The organism is Bradyrhizobium sp. AZCC 1577 (genome assembly GCF_036924575.1).
GTDB lineage: Bacteria > Pseudomonadota > Alphaproteobacteria > Rhizobiales > Xanthobacteraceae > Bradyrhizobium.
On the sequence record NZ_JAZHRQ010000001.1, the window covers coordinates 4,012,761 to 4,028,849 of the forward strand.

28 protein-coding genes are annotated in these 16,089 nt (G+C 62.7%); all 28 read left to right on the forward strand.

The features are described from left to right. Window positions 1–31 precede the first annotated feature (31 nt). The 28 genes from tuf to rplQ all read left to right on the forward strand — a co-directional run bounded on the left by tuf (window position 32) and on the right by rplQ (window position 16,022). Window positions 32–1,222, forward strand: coding sequence for an elongation factor Tu (tuf, locus tag V1278_RS18695; RefSeq protein ID WP_161855313.1), 1,191 nt, complete (start codon window positions 32–34; stop codon window positions 1,220–1,222). A 93-nt stretch (window positions 1,223–1,315) separates the two neighbouring features. Continuing rightward, window positions 1,316–1,624 carry a 30S ribosomal protein S10 gene (rpsJ, locus tag V1278_RS18700; RefSeq protein WP_002712302.1) on the forward strand — a complete coding sequence of 103 codons (309 nt, stop codon included), beginning with the start codon at window positions 1,316–1,318 and terminating at the stop codon, window positions 1,622–1,624. A 52-nt stretch (window positions 1,625–1,676) separates the two neighbouring features. Next, entirely contained in the window at window positions 1,677–2,399 is a 723-nt protein-coding gene (rplC, locus tag V1278_RS18705) for a 50S ribosomal protein L3 (RefSeq protein ID WP_057843579.1), read from the forward strand. Window position 2,400: 1 nt separating this feature from the next. Continuing rightward, the gene (gene rplD, locus V1278_RS18710; protein WP_213286279.1) at window positions 2,401–3,021 is read left to right on the forward strand and encodes a 50S ribosomal protein L4; all 621 of its coding nucleotides are present in this window, start codon (window positions 2,401–2,403) and stop codon (window positions 3,019–3,021) included. Next, window positions 3,018–3,317 carry a 50S ribosomal protein L23 gene (locus V1278_RS18715; RefSeq protein WP_028349056.1) on the forward strand — a complete coding sequence of 100 codons (300 nt, stop codon included), beginning with the start codon at window positions 3,018–3,020 and terminating at the stop codon, window positions 3,315–3,317. The genes rplD and V1278_RS18715 overlap by 4 nt, the downstream gene beginning before the upstream one ends. Before the next feature lie 12 nt (window positions 3,318–3,329). Next, a complete protein-coding gene (rplB, locus tag V1278_RS18720; protein ID WP_334363359.1) occupies window positions 3,330–4,163 on the forward strand; it encodes a 50S ribosomal protein L2 in 834 nt (277 codons plus the stop codon). Between the two features lie 12 nt (window positions 4,164–4,175). Continuing rightward, on the forward strand, window positions 4,176–4,454 hold the full coding sequence (gene rpsS, locus V1278_RS18725) for a 30S ribosomal protein S19 (RefSeq protein WP_025588653.1): 279 nt from the start codon (window positions 4,176–4,178) through the stop codon (window positions 4,452–4,454). Window positions 4,455–4,464: 10 nt separating this feature from the next. Then, window positions 4,465–4,851, forward strand: coding sequence for a 50S ribosomal protein L22 (rplV, locus tag V1278_RS18730; protein ID WP_028349054.1), 387 nt, complete (start codon window positions 4,465–4,467; stop codon window positions 4,849–4,851). Window positions 4,852–4,870: 19 nt separating this feature from the next. Then, window positions 4,871–5,575, forward strand: a complete 705-nt coding sequence (gene rpsC, locus V1278_RS18735) for a 30S ribosomal protein S3 (protein WP_057843581.1) — start codon at window positions 4,871–4,873, stop codon at window positions 5,573–5,575. A gap of 30 nt (window positions 5,576–5,605) precedes the next feature. Further along, window positions 5,606–6,019, forward strand: a complete 414-nt coding sequence (gene rplP / locus V1278_RS18740; protein WP_057843582.1) for a 50S ribosomal protein L16 — start codon at window positions 5,606–5,608, stop codon at window positions 6,017–6,019. Between the two features lie 5 nt (window positions 6,020–6,024). Then, complete coding sequence (gene rpmC / locus V1278_RS18745) at window positions 6,025–6,231, forward strand: 50S ribosomal protein L29 (RefSeq protein ID WP_028349051.1); 207 nt, start codon at window positions 6,025–6,027, stop codon at window positions 6,229–6,231. A gap of 11 nt (window positions 6,232–6,242) precedes the next feature. After that, on the forward strand, window positions 6,243–6,491 hold the full coding sequence (rpsQ, locus tag V1278_RS18750) for a 30S ribosomal protein S17 (protein WP_028349050.1): 249 nt from the start codon (window positions 6,243–6,245) through the stop codon (window positions 6,489–6,491). Window positions 6,492–6,575: 84 nt separating this feature from the next. Further along, window positions 6,576–6,944 carry a 50S ribosomal protein L14 gene (rplN, locus tag V1278_RS18755; protein WP_011473865.1) on the forward strand — a complete coding sequence of 123 codons (369 nt, stop codon included), beginning with the start codon at window positions 6,576–6,578 and terminating at the stop codon, window positions 6,942–6,944. Continuing rightward, entirely contained in the window at window positions 6,944–7,258 is a 315-nt protein-coding gene (rplX, locus tag V1278_RS18760; RefSeq protein WP_334363358.1) for a 50S ribosomal protein L24, read from the forward strand. The genes rplN and rplX overlap by 1 nt, the downstream gene beginning before the upstream one ends. Next, window positions 7,251–7,808, forward strand: a complete 558-nt coding sequence (gene rplE / locus V1278_RS18765) for a 50S ribosomal protein L5 (protein WP_057843585.1) — start codon at window positions 7,251–7,253, stop codon at window positions 7,806–7,808. The genes rplX and rplE overlap by 8 nt, the downstream gene beginning before the upstream one ends. Before the next feature lie 43 nt (window positions 7,809–7,851). After that, the gene (gene rpsN, locus V1278_RS18770; RefSeq protein WP_028349047.1) at window positions 7,852–8,157 is read left to right on the forward strand and encodes a 30S ribosomal protein S14; all 306 of its coding nucleotides are present in this window, start codon (window positions 7,852–7,854) and stop codon (window positions 8,155–8,157) included. Window positions 8,158–8,171: 14 nt separating this feature from the next. Continuing rightward, a complete protein-coding gene (gene rpsH / locus V1278_RS18775) occupies window positions 8,172–8,570 on the forward strand; it encodes a 30S ribosomal protein S8 (RefSeq protein ID WP_028349046.1) in 399 nt (132 codons plus the stop codon). A gap of 16 nt (window positions 8,571–8,586) precedes the next feature. Continuing rightward, window positions 8,587–9,120, forward strand: a complete 534-nt coding sequence (gene rplF / locus V1278_RS18780; protein ID WP_028349045.1) for a 50S ribosomal protein L6 — start codon at window positions 8,587–8,589, stop codon at window positions 9,118–9,120. Window positions 9,121–9,131: 11 nt separating this feature from the next. Next, complete coding sequence (gene rplR / locus V1278_RS18785) at window positions 9,132–9,491, forward strand: 50S ribosomal protein L18 (protein ID WP_057843589.1); 360 nt, start codon at window positions 9,132–9,134, stop codon at window positions 9,489–9,491. Between the two features lie 62 nt (window positions 9,492–9,553). Then, window positions 9,554–10,129 (forward strand): 30S ribosomal protein S5, encoded by a 576-nt coding sequence (gene rpsE / locus V1278_RS18790; protein WP_028349043.1) that lies wholly within the window; start codon window positions 9,554–9,556, stop codon window positions 10,127–10,129. A 37-nt stretch (window positions 10,130–10,166) separates the two neighbouring features. After that, the gene (gene rpmD, locus V1278_RS18795; protein ID WP_028349042.1) at window positions 10,167–10,361 is read left to right on the forward strand and encodes a 50S ribosomal protein L30; all 195 of its coding nucleotides are present in this window, start codon (window positions 10,167–10,169) and stop codon (window positions 10,359–10,361) included. Between the two features lie 16 nt (window positions 10,362–10,377). Beyond that, window positions 10,378–10,863: a 50S ribosomal protein L15 gene (gene rplO, locus V1278_RS18800; RefSeq protein WP_028349041.1), complete on the forward strand. Its 486-nt coding sequence runs from the start codon at window positions 10,378–10,380 to the stop codon at window positions 10,861–10,863. Between the two features lie 135 nt (window positions 10,864–10,998). Further along, window positions 10,999–12,330, forward strand: a complete 1,332-nt coding sequence (gene secY, locus V1278_RS18805; RefSeq protein ID WP_334363355.1) for a preprotein translocase subunit SecY — start codon at window positions 10,999–11,001, stop codon at window positions 12,328–12,330. A gap of 71 nt (window positions 12,331–12,401) precedes the next feature. Beyond that, entirely contained in the window at window positions 12,402–13,256 is an 855-nt protein-coding gene (locus V1278_RS18810) for an adenylate kinase (protein ID WP_334363354.1), read from the forward strand. Between the two features lie 184 nt (window positions 13,257–13,440). Next, window positions 13,441–13,809 carry a 30S ribosomal protein S13 gene (gene rpsM / locus V1278_RS18815; RefSeq protein WP_028349038.1) on the forward strand — a complete coding sequence of 123 codons (369 nt, stop codon included), beginning with the start codon at window positions 13,441–13,443 and terminating at the stop codon, window positions 13,807–13,809. A gap of 128 nt (window positions 13,810–13,937) precedes the next feature. Beyond that, complete coding sequence (gene rpsK / locus V1278_RS18820; protein ID WP_006021048.1) at window positions 13,938–14,327, forward strand: 30S ribosomal protein S11; 390 nt, start codon at window positions 13,938–13,940, stop codon at window positions 14,325–14,327. Window positions 14,328–14,437: 110 nt separating this feature from the next. Next, window positions 14,438–15,478: a DNA-directed RNA polymerase subunit alpha gene (locus tag V1278_RS18825; protein ID WP_176722005.1), complete on the forward strand. Its 1,041-nt coding sequence runs from the start codon at window positions 14,438–14,440 to the stop codon at window positions 15,476–15,478. A 127-nt stretch (window positions 15,479–15,605) separates the two neighbouring features. Continuing rightward, window positions 15,606–16,022 carry a 50S ribosomal protein L17 gene (gene rplQ, locus V1278_RS18830; RefSeq protein ID WP_028349036.1) on the forward strand — a complete coding sequence of 139 codons (417 nt, stop codon included), beginning with the start codon at window positions 15,606–15,608 and terminating at the stop codon, window positions 16,020–16,022. Window positions 16,023–16,089: the final 67 nt, after the last annotated feature.

Below are 16,089 nucleotides of genomic sequence, written 5' to 3' on the forward strand. Positions count from 1 at the left end.
GTTGCAAGCTAACGACTGAACGGAGAGTCAAATGGCCAAAGCAAAGTTTGAACGTACTAAACCGCACTGCAACATCGGAACCATCGGTCACGTCGACCATGGCAAGACATCGCTGACCGCAGCGATCACCAAGGTGCTGGCTGAAACCGGCGGTGCGACGTTCACGGCGTACGACCAGATCGACAAGGCGCCGGAAGAGAAGGCGCGCGGCATCACCATCTCGACCGCTCACGTCGAGTATGAGACGAAGAACCGCCACTATGCCCACGTCGACTGCCCCGGCCACGCCGACTATGTGAAGAACATGATCACCGGCGCCGCCCAGATGGACGGTGCGATTCTGGTCGTGTCGGCGGCCGACGGCCCGATGCCGCAGACCCGCGAGCACATTCTGCTCGCCCGTCAGGTCGGCGTCCCCGCGCTCGTCGTGTTCCTGAACAAGTGCGACATGGTCGACGATCCGGAGCTGCTCGAGCTCGTCGAGCTCGAAGTTCGCGAACTGCTCTCGAAGTATGAATTCCCGGGCGACAAGATCCCGATCATCAAGGGCTCGGCGCTCGCCGCCCTCGAAGACAAGGACAAGAAGCTCGGCCACGACGCCATCCTCGAGCTGATGCGCAATGTCGACGAATACATTCCGCAGCCGGAGCGTCCGGTCGACCAGCCGTTCCTGATGCCGGTGGAAGACGTGTTCTCGATCTCGGGCCGCGGCACCGTCGTCACCGGCCGTGTCGAGCGCGGCATCATCAAGGTCGGCGAGGAAATCGAAATCGTAGGCCTGCGCGACACCCAGAAGACCATCGTCACGGGCGTCGAAATGTTCCGCAAGCTGCTCGATCAGGGCCAGGCCGGCGACAACATCGGCGCGCTGCTCCGCGGCACCAAGCGCGAGGAAGTCGAGCGTGGCCAGGTGCTGGCGAAGCCGGGTTCGGTCAAGCCGCACACCAAGTTCAAGGCTGAGGCCTACATCCTGACCAAGGAAGAGGGCGGTCGTCACACCCCGTTCTTCACCAACTACCGGCCCCAGTTCTACTTCCGCACCACCGACGTGACCGGCGTCGTGCACCTGCCCGAAGGCACCGAGATGGTGATGCCGGGCGACAACATCGCGATGGAAGTGCACCTGATCGTGCCGATCGCGATGGAAGAAAAGCTGCGCTTCGCGATCCGCGAAGGCGGCCGCACCGTCGGCGCCGGCGTCGTCGCCGCCATCATCGAATAAGCGAATAGGGAATGGCGAGTAGCGAGTGGACCAGTTCCATTCGCTATTCGCCGCTCACCACTCGCCCTACGCGACAAAGAAAGACAAACGGCAATGAACGGCCAAAATATTCGCATCCGTCTCAAGGCGTTCGACCATCGAATCCTCGATACGTCGACCCGCGAGATCGTGAACACGGCGAAACGTACCGGTGCCCAGGTTCGCGGACCCATTCCGCTGCCCACCCGCATCGAGAAGTTCACCGTCAACCGTTCGCCACACGTCGACAAGAAGAGCCGCGAGCAATTCGAGATGCGCACCCACAAGCGCCTTCTCGACATTGTCGACCCGACCCCGCAGACCGTCGACGCTTTGATGAAGCTCGATCTGGCCGCCGGTGTCGACGTCGAGATCAAGCTCTGAGATTTTTTAGCTCGTCCGACTTTAGCGGACAGAAAGAACAGGAAGCACGCCGATGCGCTCCGGAGTGATCGCACAAAAGGTCGGGATGACGCGGGTCTTTACGGAGGCCGGCGAACACATCCCTGTGACCGTGCTGAAGCTGGGCAATTGCCAGGTGCTGGGCCACCGCACGACCGAAAAGAACGGTTACGTCGCGCTGCAGCTCGGTGCGGGTACCCGCAAGACCGTGTATCTGCCGAAGGCGGAGCGCGGCCAGTTTGCCGCGGCCAAGGTCGAGCCCAAGCGGAAAGTCGCCGAATTTCGCGTCTCGGAAGATGCGCTGATTCCGGTTGGCGCCGAGATCCAGGCGGACCATTTCGTGGTCGGTCAGTTCGTCGACGTCACCGGCACCTCGGTTGGTAAGGGCTTTGCCGGCGGCATGAAGCGCTGGAATTTCGGCGGCCTGCGCGCCACCCACGGTGTGTCGGTTTCGCACCGTTCGATCGGTTCGACCGGCGGACGTCAGGATCCCGGCAAAACCTTCAAGAACAAGAAGATGCCCGGTCACATGGGTGTCGACCGCATCACCACGCTTAATTTGCGTGTGGTGCAGACCGACGTCGAGCGCGGTCTGATCCTGGTCGAGGGTGCCGTTCCCGGCTCCAAGGGCGGCTGGATCTCGGTGCGCGACGCCGTGAAGAAGCCGTTGCCGAAGGAAGCTCCGAAGCCCGGCAAGTTTAGGGTTGCTGGCGGTGAGCAGGCTGCTGCTGCGCCGGCCGAGCAGGAGGGCGCGTGAGATGGAACTGAAAGTCACGACGCTTGAAGGTAAGGAAGCCGGATCGGTCCAGCTCTCGGACGCGATCTTCGGTCTCGAGCCGCGCGCCGACATCATCCAGCGTTGCGTGCAATGGCAGCTCAACAAGCGCCAGGCCGGCACGCACAAGGCGAAGGGGCGCGCCGAAATCTGGCGCACCGGCAAGAAGATGTACAAGCAGAAGGGCACCGGCGGCGCCCGTCACGGCTCGGCCCGCGTGCCGCAGTTCCGCGGCGGTGGCCGTGCGTTCGGTCCGGTGGTTCGCTCCCACGCGACCGACCTGCCGAAGAAGGTGCGGGCGCTGGCGCTCAAGCATGCGCTCTCGGCGAAGGCCAAGGATGGCGGCCTGATCGTGATCGACAGCGCGCAGGTCAAGGAAGCCAAGACCAAGGCGCTGGTCGGCCATTTCAACGGCCTTGGGCTCACCAACGCGCTGATCATCGACGGCGCCGAGCTCAACAACGGTTTCGCGACCGCGGCCCGCAACATTCCGAACATCGACGTGCTGCCGATCCAGGGCATCAACGTCTACGACATTCTGCGCCGTCAGAAGCTCGTGCTGACGAAGGCGGCAGTCGATGCGCTGGAGGCGCGCTTCAAATGAAGAATATCGATCCGCGCCATTACGACGTGATCGTAGCCCCCGTCGTCACCGAAAAGGCGACGGTAGCGTCCGAGCACAACAAGGTCGTGTTCAAGGTCGCCAGCAAGGCGACCAAGCCGCAAATCAAGGAAGCCGTCGAGAAGCTGTTCGACGTCAAGGTGAAGAGCGTGAACACCCTGGTCCGCAAGGGCAAGACCAAGGTGTTCCGCGGCAATTTCGGTTCGCAGTCGGACGTCAAGCGGGCTGTCGTGACCCTCGAAGAGGGCCACCGCATCGACGTCACCACCGGACTATAAGGCGACACAGCGATGGCATTGAAAACATACAATCCGACGACGCCGGGCCAGCGCCAACTGGTGATGGTCGACCGTTCGGCGCTCTACAAGGGCAAGCCGGTGAAGGCGCTGACCGAGGGCAAGCTCGGCAATGGCGGCCGCAACAACACCGGCCGCATCACCGTGCGCTTCCGCGGCGGCGGCCACAAGAAGGCCTACCGCCTGGTGGACTTCAAGCGGAACAAGGTCGACGTGCCCGCCATCGTCGAGCGGCTGGAATATGATCCGAACCGCACCGCGTTCATCGCGCTGATCAAGTATCAGGACGGCGAGCAGGCCTACATCCTGGCGCCGCAGCGGCTGGCCGTGGGCGACACGGTGGTTGCCGGCAACTATGTCGACGTGAAGCCCGGCAACGTCATGCCGCTCGGCAACATGCCGGTCGGCACCATCGTCCACAACATCGAGATGAAGATCGGGAAGGGCGGCCAGATCGCCCGTTCCGCCGGCACCTACGCCCAGATCGTCGGCCGCGACCAGGAATACGTCATTCTGCGCCTGAACTCGGGCGAACAGCGCCTGGTGCACGGCCGCTGCCGCGGCACCATCGGTGCGGTGTCGAACCCCGATCACATGAACATTTCGATCGGCAAGGCCGGCCGCACCCGCTGGCTGGGCTGGCGTCCGCATAACCGCGGCGTCGTCATGAACCCGATCGACCATCCGCACGGCGGCGGCGAAGGCCGCACCTCGGGCGGCCGCCACCCGGTTACCCCGTGGGGCAAGCCGACCAAGGGCAAGAAGACCCGTTCGAATAAGTCGACCAATCGATTCATCCTCCTAAGCCGCCACAAGCGGAAGAAGTAAGGAACGCCGGACATGGTTCGTTCAGTCTGGAAAGGCCCGTTCGTCGAAGCCTCTCTGCTCAAGAAGGCAGATGCTGCGCGCGCGTCCGGCCGTCACGACGTCATCAAGATCTGGAGTCGCCGCTCGACCATCCTGCCGCAGTTCGTCGGCCTGGTGTTCGGCGTCTACAACGGCCAGAAGCACGTGCCGGTCTCGGTCAACGAGGAAATGGTGGGTCACAAGTTCGGCGAGTTCTCGCCGACCCGTACCTTCCATGGCCACTCTGGCGACAAGAAAGCCAAGAAGGCTTGAGGAATAGACGATGAGCAAACCAAAGCGCGAACGTAGCCTCGCGGACAACGAGGCCAAGGCAGTCGCCCGGATGCTGCGCGTCAGCCCGCAGAAGCTCAATCTTGTCGCGCAGTTGATCCGCGGCCGGAAGGCGTCTGCTGCGCTCGCCGACCTGCAGTTCTCGCGCAAGCGGATCGCGGTCGACGTCAAGAAGTGCCTGGAATCGGCGATCGCGAACGCCGAGAACAACCATGACCTCGAGGTCGACGATCTCGTCGTCGCCGAGGCCCATGTCGGAAACGGCATCGTCATGAAGCGTTTTTCGCCCCGCGGCCGTGGCCGTTCGGGCCGTATCTATAAACCGTTCTCGCACCTGACCATCGTGGTTCGTCAGGTCGAGGCCGAGGCAAGCGCTTAAAGCGGCGCAGGAGAAAACGATGGGTCAAAAGATCAATCCAATCGGACTGCGTCTCGGCATCAACCGCACGTGGGATTCGCGTTGGTTCGCCGGCAAGAACGAGTACGGCAAGCTCTTGCATGAAGACGTCAAGATCCGCGAGATCCTGCACAAGGAGCTCAAGCAGGCGGCTGTCGCCCGCATCGTGATCGAGCGTCCGCACAAGAAGTGCCGCGTGACGATCCACTCGGCGCGTCCGGGCGTCGTGATCGGCAAGAAGGGCGCCGACATCGACAAGCTGCGCAAGCGGGTTGCCGACATCACGGCTTCCGACGTCGTCATCAACATCGTCGAAATCCGCAAGCCCGAACTCGATGCCACCCTGGTTGCCGAATCGATTGCGCAGCAGCTCGAGCGCCGCGTCGCTTTCCGCCGCGCCATGAAGCGGGCGGTGCAATCGGCGATGCGCCTTGGCGCCGAAGGCATCCGCATCAACTGCTCGGGCCGTCTCGGCGGCGCCGAAATCGCGCGCATGGAGTGGTATCGCGAGGGCCGCGTGCCGCTGCATACGCTGCGCGCCGACGTCGATTACGGCGTGGCGACGGCGTTCACCACGTTCGGCACCTGCGGCGTCAAGGTCTGGATCTTCAAGGGCGAGATCCTCGAGCACGATCCGATGGCCCAGGACAAGAAGATGGCCGAAGGCGATACCGCGCGTCCGCGCCGCGACACCGCCGCAGCGTGAGACATTAGGAAGGTTTGAGGGCTCAAAGCCATGATGCAACCAAAGAAAACGAAGTTCCGGAAGGCGCATAAGGGCCGTATCCACGGCGTTGCGACTTCGGGTGCGACGTTGTCGTTCGGCCAGTTCGGCCTGAAGGCGATGGCGCCCGAGCGCGTCACTGCCCGCCAGATCGAAGCCGCGCGCCGCGCGCTGACCCGCCACATGAAGCGCGCCGGCCGCGTCTGGATCCGCGTGTTCCCGGACGTGCCGGTGTCGAAGAAGCCCGCCGAAGTCCGCATGGGTTCCGGCAAGGGCACGCCGGAATTGTGGGTGGCGCGGGTCAAGCCCGGCCGGGTGATTTTCGAGATCGACGGCGTCAACGTGCAGACCGCGAAGGAAGCGCTCACGCTCGCCGCCGCCAAGCTGCCGATCAAGACGCGCTTCGTCGCGCGCATTGCGGAGTAACACTCATGGCCCCGATGAAAGTTGAAGACATCCGCGCGATGAGCGACGACCAGAGGGAGGATGCCGTCCTCAATCTGAAGAAGGAACGCTTCAACCTGCGTTTCCAGCGCGCTACCGGGCAGTTGGAAAACACCTCGCGGCTGCGCGAAGCCCGCCGCGATATCGCCCGCATCAAGACCATCGCCGCGCAGGTTCGCGCGAAGAAGAAGTAAGAGGCCGTATTATGCCGAAACGTACCCTTCAGGGCGTGGTCGTCAGCGACAAGCAAGCCAAGACGGTGGTGGTGCGCGTCGATCGCCGCTTCACCCATCCGATCTACAAGAAGACGATCCGCCGCTCCAAGAACTACCACGCGCATGACGAGAACGGCGAGTTCAAGCCGGGCGACATGGTGTGGATCGAGGAGAGCAAGCCGATCTCGAAGTTGAAGCGCTGGACCGTGGTCCGGGGCGAACAGAAGAAAACCGCCTGAGATTCGTTCGGCCTGGCCGGATGAGTAATCGGGAAAATTTTAGGCGCTAATTCGAGCGCATCAGAAAGAGGACGAGGTGCATCAATGATTCAGATGCAGACCAACCTCGACGTGGCCGACAATTCAGGCGCACGCCGTGTCATGTGCATCAAGGTGCTGGGGGGCTCCAAGCGCCGCTATGCCACCGTGGGCGACGTTATCGTCGTGTCGATCAAGGAAGCGATTCCGCGCGGCAAGGTGAAGAAGGGCGACGTGATGAAGGCCGTCGTGGTGCGCGTCCGCAAGGACATCCGCCGCGCCGACGGTTCGGTTATCCGGTTCGACCGCAACGCCGCCGTCTTGATCAACAACCAGTCGGAGCCGGTCGGCACCCGTATCTTCGGGCCGGTGCCGCGCGAGCTTCGCGCCAAGAACCACATGAAAATCATTTCGCTTGCGCCGGAGGTGCTGTGATGGCTGCCAAGATCCGGAAAGGTGACAAGGTCATGGTGCTGACCGGTCGCGACAAGGGTCGCACCGGCGAAGTATTCGAGGTCCGCCCCGCCGAGAACAAGGCGTTGGTGCGCGGCGTCAACATGGTGAAGCGTCACCAGAAGCAGACCCAGAACCAGGAAGGCGGCATCATCTCCAAGGAGTCGCCGATCCACCTGTCCAACATCGCCTATGTCGGCAAGGACGGAAAGCCGACCCGCATAGGATTCAAGATTCAGGCCGATGGCAAGAAGGTACGCGTTGCCAAGAGCTCGGGAGCAGAGATCGATGGCTGATACGGCTTACGTGCCGCGCCTGCGCGCGGAGTATGACAAGAGCATTCGCGGCAAGCTGACCGAACAGTTCGGCTATGCCAACGTCATGCAGGTGCCGCGGCTGGACAAGGTCGTGCTCAACATGGGCGTCGGCGACGCCGTCAACGACCGCAAAAAGGCCGAAACCGCGGCTGGCGAACTGACGCAGATCGCCGGCCAGAAGGCGATCGTGACCTATTCGCGGATCGCGATCGCGACCTTCAAGCTGCGCGAGAACCAGCCGATCGGCTGCAAGGTCACGCTGCGCAAAGCGCGGATGTACGAGTTCATCGATCGCCTGGTGAACGTGGCGTTGCCGCGCGTGCGCGACTTCCGTGGCCTCAATCCGAAGAGCTTCGATGGCCGCGGCAACTACTCGCTCGGCCTCAAGGAGCACATCATTTTCCCCGAAATCGATTTCGACAAGGTTTCGGAAGCCCGCGGCATGGACATCACGGTCTGCACCACGGCGAAGACCGACGACGAGGCGCGCGCCTTGTTGACCGCATTCAATTTCCCGTTCCGGCAGTGAGACGCAGCTAAGCCTCTCAAACGCGGAAACCCAGGAGCCAAGCATGGCAAAGAAGAGTTCGATCGAGAAGAACAACCGGCGCAAGCGGATGGCCAAGAACGCCGCCCCGCAGCGTGCGAAGCTGAAGGCGATCATCGCCGACAAGACCAAGCCGATGGAAGAGCGGTTTGCGGCGACGCTGAAGCTCGCCCAGATGCCGCGCAACTCGTCGACCACGCGGATTCGCAACCGCTGCGAACTGACCGGCCGTCCGCGCTCGAACTACCGCAAGAACAAGCTTTCCCGCATCGCGCTGCGTGAACTCGGCTCCAAGGGCCTGGTTCCCGGGCTCGTGAAGTCGAGCTGGTAAGGAGGGTCGTCACGATGTCAACGCACGATCCGATCTCCGATCTCATCACCCGCATCCGCAACGCGCAGATGCGTTCGAAGTCCAAGGTCTCGACCCCGGGCTCGAAGATGCGCGCCAGCGTGCTCGAAGTGCTGAAGGCCGAGGGCTATATCCGCGGCTATGCCAGCGTGGAGCATGCTTCGGGCCGCAGCGAACTCGAGATCGAGTTGAAGTATTTCGACGGCGAGCCCGTCATTCGCGAGATCGAGCGGGTCTCGAAGCCGGGCCGCCGGGTTTACGCCTCGGTGAAGAACCTGCCGCGCGTGAACAACGGTCTCGGCATTTCGGTGTTGTCGACGCCGAAGGGAATCATGGCCGACCACGCCGCGCGAGACGCGAATGTGGGCGGCGAAGTTCTCTTCACGGTGTTCTGAGGAAGGATTTTTAGCCATGTCACGTGTTGGCAAACGGCCTGTGGCGATCCCGTCCGGTGTGACGGCGACCGTCGAGGGACAGACCGTCAAGGTGAAGGGGCCGAAGGGCCAGCTTCAGTTCGTCGTGCATGACGACGTCGAGGTGAAGTTCGAGAAGGGCGAGGTCAAGGTCGCGCCGAAGTTCAAGACCAATCGCGCGCAGGCCATGTATGGCACCGCGCGCGCGCAGGTGGCGAACCTGGTCGAGGGCGTCACCAAGGGCTTTGAGAAGAAGCTCGAGATCACCGGCGTCGGCTATCGCGCCGCGATGCAGGGCAAGAACCTGCAACTCGCGCTCGGCTACAGCCACGACGTGGTCTATGCGATCCCGGAAGGCATCACCATCGCGGTGCCGAAGCCGACCGAGATCACGATTTCGGGCACCGATTCCCAGCGCGTCGGGCAGGTCGCCGCCGAGATCCGCGCCTACCGTCCGCCGGAGCCTTACAAGGGCAAGGGCGTGAAGTACGCCAATGAATTCATCTTCCGCAAGGAAGGCAAGAAGAAGTAACGGAGCCGGTCATGTCACTCAAGGTCACGAATGCCCGGCGCAAGCAGCGAGTGCGCAACTCGCTGCGCCGGTCCGCCAATGGACGCCCGCGTCTGTCGGTGTTCCGTTCGTCGAAGCACATCTACGCCCAGGTCATCGACGACCTGAAGGGCGAGACGCTGGCTTCCGCCTCGTCGCTGGAAAAGGCCATGCGCGAGGCCGGCAACACCGGCGCCAACATCGATGCGGCCAAAGCCGTCGGCAAGCTGCTGGCGGAACGCGCCGTGAAGAACGGCGTCAAGGAAGTGGTGTTCGATCGCGGCAGCTATCTCTACCACGGGCGCGTCAAAGCGCTCGCGGACGCCGCCCGCGAGAGCGGACTGAGCTTCTAACGAAACGGTTTTGGATAATTACGAGGACAGGGGCTTTCTTCCCCTAAAGATTGGAAAACACCATGGCAGGTGAACGCGAACGCGGCGGACGCGAACGGAGCAGGGATCGCGAGGAGCGCGACAGCGAGTTCGTCGACAAGCTCGTCCACATCAATCGCGTGGCGAAGGTCGTCAAGGGCGGCAAGCGCTTCGGCTTTGCGGCGCTGGTCGTAATCGGCGACCAGAAGGGCCGGGTCGGTTTCGGCCACGGCAAGGCGCGCGAAGTGCCCGAGGCGATCCGCAAGGCGACCGAGTCGGCCAAGCGCAATCTGACGCGCGTGGCGCTGCGCGAAGGCCGCACGCTGCATCACGACATCGCCGGCCGTCACGGCGCCGGCCGCGTCTACCTGCGCGCCGCTCCGGCCGGTACCGGCATCATCGCCGGCGGCCCGATGCGCGCGGTGTTCGAGACGCTCGGCATCCAGGACGTGGTGGCGAAGTCGATCGGCTCGTCGAATCCCTACAACATGGTTCGCGCGACCTTCGACGCGCTGAAGCATCAGGATTCGCCGCGTTCGGTTGCGGCGCGCCGCAACATCAAGGTGTCCACGCTGCAATCGCGCCGCGTCGGCGGCGACGCCGAAGTGGTGGCTGAATAACCGGCGCGAATTTCAAGCGCTCTTTGGAGTTAAGACGATGGCCAAGGCCGCAAAGACGATCAAGGTCGAGCAGACCGGCAGCGCGATCCGCCGCCACCACTCGCAGCGTTCGACGCTGATCGGCCTCAAGCTCAACAAGATCGGCCGGGTTGCCGAGCTGCAGGACACCCCTGAAGTTCGCGGCATGATCAGCAAGGTTCAACATCTCGTCCGCATCGTCGGCGAGAAGTAAGTAAGGAGACAGGGCGATGAAGCTCAGCGATATCGCCGACAACGCCGGCTCGCGCAAGAAGCGCATGCGCGTCGGCCGTGGCATCGGTTCCGGCAAGGGCAAGACTTCGGGCCGCGGCGGCAAGGGCCAGACCGCGCGTTCGGGCGTGCGCATCAAGGGCTTCGAGGGCGGCCAGATGCCGCTGCATCGCCGCCTGCCGAAGCGCGGCTTCAACAACATCTTCCGGCTCGACTTTGCCGAGATCAATCTCGACCGGCTGCAAGAGGCGATCGACGCCAAGCTGGTCGACACCAAGGAAACCGTGACCGTCGAGTCGCTGGTGAAGGCCGGCGTGATTCGCCGTGCCAAGGACGGCCTGCGGCTGCTCGGCCGCGGCGAACTCAAGGCCAAGCTCGCGATCGAGGTGCACGGCGCCTCGAAGTCCGCGGTTGCGGCGGTCGAGAAGGCCGGCGGCACGGTGAAGATCCTGGCCCCGGCCAAGAAGGAAGGCGAGGCGGCGTAACATCTGCGTCATGCCCGCCTGATCGCGGGCATAGACCGGTGGACTTATCGAAGCCGCGCACCAAATAATGTCCGGCGTCTACCGATTGCCCGGGAAGGGGCGTCGGCCTGGGAGGCGGCGGGAGAAAGCCTGAACATGGTCTCAGCAGCAGAACAACTTGCGGCAAACCTCAATTTCGGCGCTTTGGCCAAAGCCGACGAACTGAAGAAGCGCATCTGGTTTACGCTGGGTGCGCTGCTTGTTTATCGGCTCGGTACCTATATCCCGCTGCCCGGCATCGATCCCGCGGCCTGGGAGCAGGTGTTCAAGTCGCAGGCCGGCGGCATTCTCGGCATGTTCAACATGTTCGCCGGCGGCGGCATCAACCGCATGGCGATCTTCGCGCTGAACATCATGCCGTACATCTCGGCATCGATCATCATTCAGCTTCTGACGACGGTATCGCCCAAGCTCGAAGCCTTGAAGAAGGAAGGCGAGGCGGGCCGCAAGACCCTGAACCAGTATACCCGCTACCTCACGGTGATCCTCGCCACGTTTCAGGCCTACGGCATCGCGATCGGACTTCAGGGCGCCGGCAACGTGGTCAGCGAGCCTGGGATGTTCTTCCTGATTTCCACCACGATCACGCTGACCGGCGGCACCATGTTTCTGATGTGGCTCGGCGAGCAAATTACCTCGCGCGGCATCGGTAACGGCATTTCGCTGATCATTCTGGCCGGCATCGTTGCCGAGTTGCCCTCGGCGCTCGCCAACATGCTCGAACTGGGACGCCAGGGAGCGCTCTCGACCGGCTTGATCCTGATCGTGATCGTGATGGCGGTCGCCGTGATCGCCTTCATCGTGTTCATGGAGCGCGCGCAGCGCAGGCTTCTGATCCAGTATCCGAAGCGCCAGGTGGGCAACAAGATGTTCGAGGGGCAGTCCTCGCATCTGCCGCTCAAGCTCAACACCTCGGGCGTCATTCCGCCGATCTTCGCCTCGTCGCTGTTGCTGCTGCCGGCGACGGTTGCGAACTTCAACGCCGGCAAGGGGCCGGAATGGTTCCAGTGGCTCAACACCCAGCTCAGCCACGGCCGTCCGCTGTTCCTGTTCCTCTATCTGGCGCTGATCGTGTTCTTCGCCTTCTTCTACACCGCGATCGTGTTCAATCCGACCGAGACGGCAGACAATCTAAAGAAGCACGGCGGTTTCATTCCCGGCATCCGCCCGGGCGAGCGCACCGCGGAATATATCGACTATGTGCTGTCGCGGATCACGGTGCTTGGTGCGATCTATCTGGCGATCGTGTGTCTGATTCCCGAAATCCTGATTTCCTACGCCTCGGTGCCGTTCTATTTCGGCGGCACCTCGCTTCTGATCGTCGTCAGCGTGACCATGGATACGGTGGCGCAGGTGCAGGGTTATCTGTTGGCCCATCAGTATGAGGGGCTGATCCGGAAATCCAAGCTGAGGGGCCGCCGCCGCTGACCAGCGGAGCGCTCTGAAATTCAATACAAGGTGTGCGGTGTTTCGCTCACCAAGCCGGGGGGCGAGCAGTCATGAGATTGATCCTTTTGGGACCGCCGGGGTCGGGGAAGGGTACCCAGGCACAGCGGCTGGTGCAGCGCTATGGGATTGTGCAGCTCTCGACCGGCGAGATGCTGCGCGCGGCTGTGGCCGCCGAGACGCCGGTCGGGTTGAAGGCCAAGGACCTCATGGCAAACGGCCAGCTTGTGCCTGATGACGTCGTAGTCGGAATCATTTCTGACAGAATCGATCAGCCGGACGCGGCCAAAGGCTTCGTCCTCGATGGGTTCCCGCGTACCGTACCGCAGGCCGAGGCGCTGGATGAGCTCTTAAAGAAAAAGCATCTCAAGCTCGACGCGGTGGTCGAACTGCGCGTCAATGAGAGCGCGCTGCTACAGCGCGTCGAAACCCGCGTCGCCGAGATGCTGGCGCGCGGCGAGGAGGTGCGTGTTGACGACACGCCGGAAGTGCTGACCAAACGGCTCGCTGCCTACCGGTCGCAGACCGAGCCGCTGATTCACTACTATTCCGAGCGGCGGAAGCTCGCGACCGTCGACGGGATGATGACCATCGAGCAGGTAACCCGGGAGGTTAACCGGATCCTCTCCGCTGTCGGCGCGCTGGAACCCAAGGTGGCGCCGGCCCGGAAGGCCAAGGCACGGAAGACCGCCAGGCCAGCGGCCAAAAAGGCCGCCAAAACCGCCAAGAAGGCCGTCAAAACGGCGCGTAAGGCCGCCAAATCGGCCTCCAGGGGAGCCAAAGCGGCTGGCAACAAGAAGACTGCTCGGAAGGCCGTTTCGGCGGCCAGAGGGCGAGGGGGCGCGGGGGCCCAAAAGACCGTCCGCAAGGCTGCCAAAAAGGTCACGAAAAAGCGAGCTAAGCGATAGAGGCGGTTGACGAAACCGAGTTGAATCCTTTAATAAGCCCCGCATCCAAGTCGGATAGTTTTATGACGATGCCGGGCCCCGAAAGAGATGAGGGGAGGGCGTCGTGTTCGCGTTTGCGGACACCTGCCCGAGTTAGCAAGAACATAGCCCGATCCATGAGGGATCGGCGACAGGAGAGAAGTCCGTGGCCCGTATTGCCGGCGTGAATATCCCGACCAACAAGCGCGTTCTGATCGCGCTCCAGTACATCCATGGCATCGGCCAGAAGAACGCGTCCGAGATCATGGAGAAGGTCAAGATCCCGGCTGATCGTCGCGTCAGCCAGTTGAGCGACCAGGAAGTCCTGCAGATCCGCGAAGTCATCGACCGCGACTATCTCGTCGAAGGCGACCTTCGCCGCGAGACCGGCATCAACATCAAGCGCCTGATGGATCTCGGCTGCTATCGCGGCCTGCGTCATCGCCGCGGTCTTCCGGTGCGCGGTCAGCGCACCCACACCAACGCGCGCACGCGCAAGGGCCCGGCCAAGTCGATCGCCGGCAAGAAGAAGTAATTCGGCGAATTGCGAATAGGGAATGGCGAATAGAAATCTATTCGCTACTCGCCAATCGCCACTCGCGTTTTTAGGTGTAGCCGCTGGCAGTACGGCGGCGTTTGAGATCACAGGAAGGTTTTAAGGTAATGGGCAAGGAAGCCACCCGCGTCCGCCGTCGCGAACGCAAGAACATCGCCTCCGGCATCGCGCACGTGAATTCGTCCTTCAACAACACGACCATCACCATCACCGACGCGCAAGGCAATACCATTGCCTGGTCCTCGGCCGGCACGATGGGTTTCAAGGGATCGCGCAAGTCGACCCCCTATGCCGCGCAGGTCGCGGCCGAAGACGTTTCCAAGAAGGCGCAGGAACACGGCATGCGCACGCTGGAAGTGGAAGTTGCCGGCCCCGGTTCGGGCCGCGAATCGGCGCTTCGCGCGCTGCAGGCCGCGGGCTTCACCGTCACGTCTATCCGCGACGTGACGACGATCCCGCACAATGGTTGCCGTCCGCGCAAGCGCCGGCGCGTTTGATATCTGGTCGCGGGCGGTTGTGCCGCTCGCGATTGCTTTTGGAATTTTCCGCGGACTGATCCGCGATCTCCAACGCCAGTGATCTGCAGGCAGATCGACTGGCCGGTCTATTGACCCGAAGGGGTGATAAAGTGACGATCCAGAAAAATTGGCAAGAACTTATTCGACCGAACAAGCTGCAGGTAACGCCGGGCGGCGATGCGACCCGGTTTGCGACCGTCGTCGCCGAGCCGCTCGAGCGCGGTTTCGGCCAGACACTCGGTAACGCGCTGCGCCGCATCCTGTTGTCGTCGCTGCAGGGCGCCGCCGTGCAGTCGGTGCACATCGACGGCGTGCTGCACGAGTTCTCCTCGATCGCGGGCGTTCGCGAGGACGTCACCGACATCGTGCTCAACATCAAGGACATCTCGATCAAGATGCAGGGCGAAGGCCCCAAGCGCATGGTCGTGAAGAAGTCGGGTCCGGGCGTCGTCACCGCCGGTGACATCCAGACAGTCGGCGACATCGTGGTGCTCAATCCCGAGCTGCAGATCTGCACGCTGGACGAGGGCGCTGAGATCCGCATGGAGTTCACGGTCGCCGCCGGCAAGGGCTACGTCGCTGCCGAGCGCAACCGGCCCGAGGATGCGCCGATCGGCCTGATCCCGGTCGACAGCCTGTTCTCGCCCGTGCGCAAGGTCTCCTACAAGGTCGAGAACACCCGCGAGGGCCAGATCCTCGACTACGACAAGCTGACCATGACGATCGAGACCAACGGCGCGATCTCGCCGGAGGACGCGGTGGCCTATGCCGCGCGCATCCTGCAGGATCAGCTCAACGTGTTCGTGAACTTCGAAGAGCCGCGCAAGGAAGTCGCGCAGGAGATCATCCCCGATCTCGCCTTCAACCCGGCGTTCCTCAAGAAGGTCGACGAGCTCGAGCTGTCGGTGCGTTCGGCAAACTGCCTGAAGAACGACAACATCGTCTATATCGGCGACCTCGTGCAGAAATCGGAAGCGGAAATGCTCCGCACCCCGAACTTCGGCCGCAAGTCGCTGAACGAGATCAAGGAAGTGCTGGCCCAGATGGGTCTGCATCTCGGCATGGAAGTGCCGGGCTGGCCGCCGGAGAACATCGACGAGCTCGCCAAGCGCTTCGAGGATCACTACTGAGCGAATAGGGAGTGGCGAATAGCGAATAGAAAATTCGCTACTCGCCACACTGGGCGAACGCAGGCAGCCCACCTGAGCAACAAGTCCGACGAACCGTCGCGACGAAGACAAATCAAGGAATACACCAATGCGTCACGGCAAGGTTCATCGTAAGCTCAACCGCACCGCCGAGCATCGCCGCGCGATGTTCGCCAACATGTGCGCCGCGCTGATCAAGCACGAGCAGATCGTCACCACGCTGCCGAAGGCCAAGGAACTGCGCCCGATCGTCGAGAAGCTCGTTACCCTCGGCAAGAAGGGCGGGCTGGCCATGCGCCGCCAGGCGATCTCCGAAATGCGCGACGTCGACCAGGTCAAGAAGCTGTTCGACACGCTGGCGCCTCGCTACAAGGACCGCCAAGGCGGCTATACCCGCATCATCAAGGCCGGCTTCCGCTACGGCGACAACGCCCCGATGGCCGTGATCGAATTCGTCGACCGCGACGTCGACGCCAAGGGCCAGGATTCTGGTCCGGTGGAGGAGAAGTCCGCCGAAGCGGCGTAACTCCTCCAAATCGCAGTTTTCAAAAGCGGCGCCAAAAGCGCCGCTTTTTTATTTGCCGTCCAAGCGT

Bases quoted from the DNA above. Each gene is read 5' to 3' on its own strand.
- rplC (WP_057843579.1), top strand. From the start codon at position 1,677: ATGCGCTCCGGAGTGATCGCACAAAAGGTCGGGATGACGCGGGTCTTT.
- rplR (WP_057843589.1), top strand. From the start codon at position 9,132: ATGTCACTCAAGGTCACGAATGCCCGGCGCAAGCAGCGAGTGCGCAAC.
- rplD (WP_213286279.1), top strand. From the start codon at position 2,401: ATGGAACTGAAAGTCACGACGCTTGAAGGTAAGGAAGCCGGATCGGTC.
- rplV (WP_028349054.1), top strand. From the start codon at position 4,465: ATGAGCAAACCAAAGCGCGAACGTAGCCTCGCGGACAACGAGGCCAAG.
- rpsC (WP_057843581.1), top strand. From the start codon at position 4,871: ATGGGTCAAAAGATCAATCCAATCGGACTGCGTCTCGGCATCAACCGC.
- rplQ (WP_028349036.1), top strand. From the start codon at position 15,606: ATGCGTCACGGCAAGGTTCATCGTAAGCTCAACCGCACCGCCGAGCAT.
- rplB (WP_334363359.1), top strand. From the start codon at position 3,330: ATGGCATTGAAAACATACAATCCGACGACGCCGGGCCAGCGCCAACTG.
- rplE (WP_057843585.1), top strand. From the start codon at position 7,251: ATGGCTGATACGGCTTACGTGCCGCGCCTGCGCGCGGAGTATGACAAG.
- rpsK (WP_006021048.1), top strand. From the start codon at position 13,938: ATGGGCAAGGAAGCCACCCGCGTCCGCCGTCGCGAACGCAAGAACATC.
- tuf (WP_161855313.1), top strand. From the start codon at position 32: ATGGCCAAAGCAAAGTTTGAACGTACTAAACCGCACTGCAACATCGGA.
- V1278_RS18715 (WP_028349056.1), top strand. From the start codon at position 3,018: ATGAAGAATATCGATCCGCGCCATTACGACGTGATCGTAGCCCCCGTC.
- rpmC (WP_028349051.1), top strand. From the start codon at position 6,025: ATGGCCCCGATGAAAGTTGAAGACATCCGCGCGATGAGCGACGACCAG.
- secY (WP_334363355.1), top strand. From the start codon at position 10,999: ATGGTCTCAGCAGCAGAACAACTTGCGGCAAACCTCAATTTCGGCGCT.
- V1278_RS18810 (WP_334363354.1), top strand. From the start codon at position 12,402: ATGAGATTGATCCTTTTGGGACCGCCGGGGTCGGGGAAGGGTACCCAG.
- rplF (WP_028349045.1), top strand. From the start codon at position 8,587: ATGTCACGTGTTGGCAAACGGCCTGTGGCGATCCCGTCCGGTGTGACG.
- rpmD (WP_028349042.1), top strand. From the start codon at position 10,167: ATGGCCAAGGCCGCAAAGACGATCAAGGTCGAGCAGACCGGCAGCGCG.
- rplN (WP_011473865.1), top strand. From the start codon at position 6,576: ATGATTCAGATGCAGACCAACCTCGACGTGGCCGACAATTCAGGCGCA.
- rplO (WP_028349041.1), top strand. From the start codon at position 10,378: ATGAAGCTCAGCGATATCGCCGACAACGCCGGCTCGCGCAAGAAGCGC.
- rpsN (WP_028349047.1), top strand. From the start codon at position 7,852: ATGGCAAAGAAGAGTTCGATCGAGAAGAACAACCGGCGCAAGCGGATG.
- rpsQ (WP_028349050.1), top strand. From the start codon at position 6,243: ATGCCGAAACGTACCCTTCAGGGCGTGGTCGTCAGCGACAAGCAAGCC.
- rpsE (WP_028349043.1), top strand. From the start codon at position 9,554: ATGGCAGGTGAACGCGAACGCGGCGGACGCGAACGGAGCAGGGATCGC.
- rplX (WP_334363358.1), top strand. From the start codon at position 6,944: ATGGCTGCCAAGATCCGGAAAGGTGACAAGGTCATGGTGCTGACCGGT.
- rpsH (WP_028349046.1), top strand. From the start codon at position 8,172: ATGTCAACGCACGATCCGATCTCCGATCTCATCACCCGCATCCGCAAC.
- rplP (WP_057843582.1), top strand. From the start codon at position 5,606: ATGATGCAACCAAAGAAAACGAAGTTCCGGAAGGCGCATAAGGGCCGT.
- rpsS (WP_025588653.1), top strand. From the start codon at position 4,176: ATGGTTCGTTCAGTCTGGAAAGGCCCGTTCGTCGAAGCCTCTCTGCTC.
- rpsJ (WP_002712302.1), top strand. From the start codon at position 1,316: ATGAACGGCCAAAATATTCGCATCCGTCTCAAGGCGTTCGACCATCGA.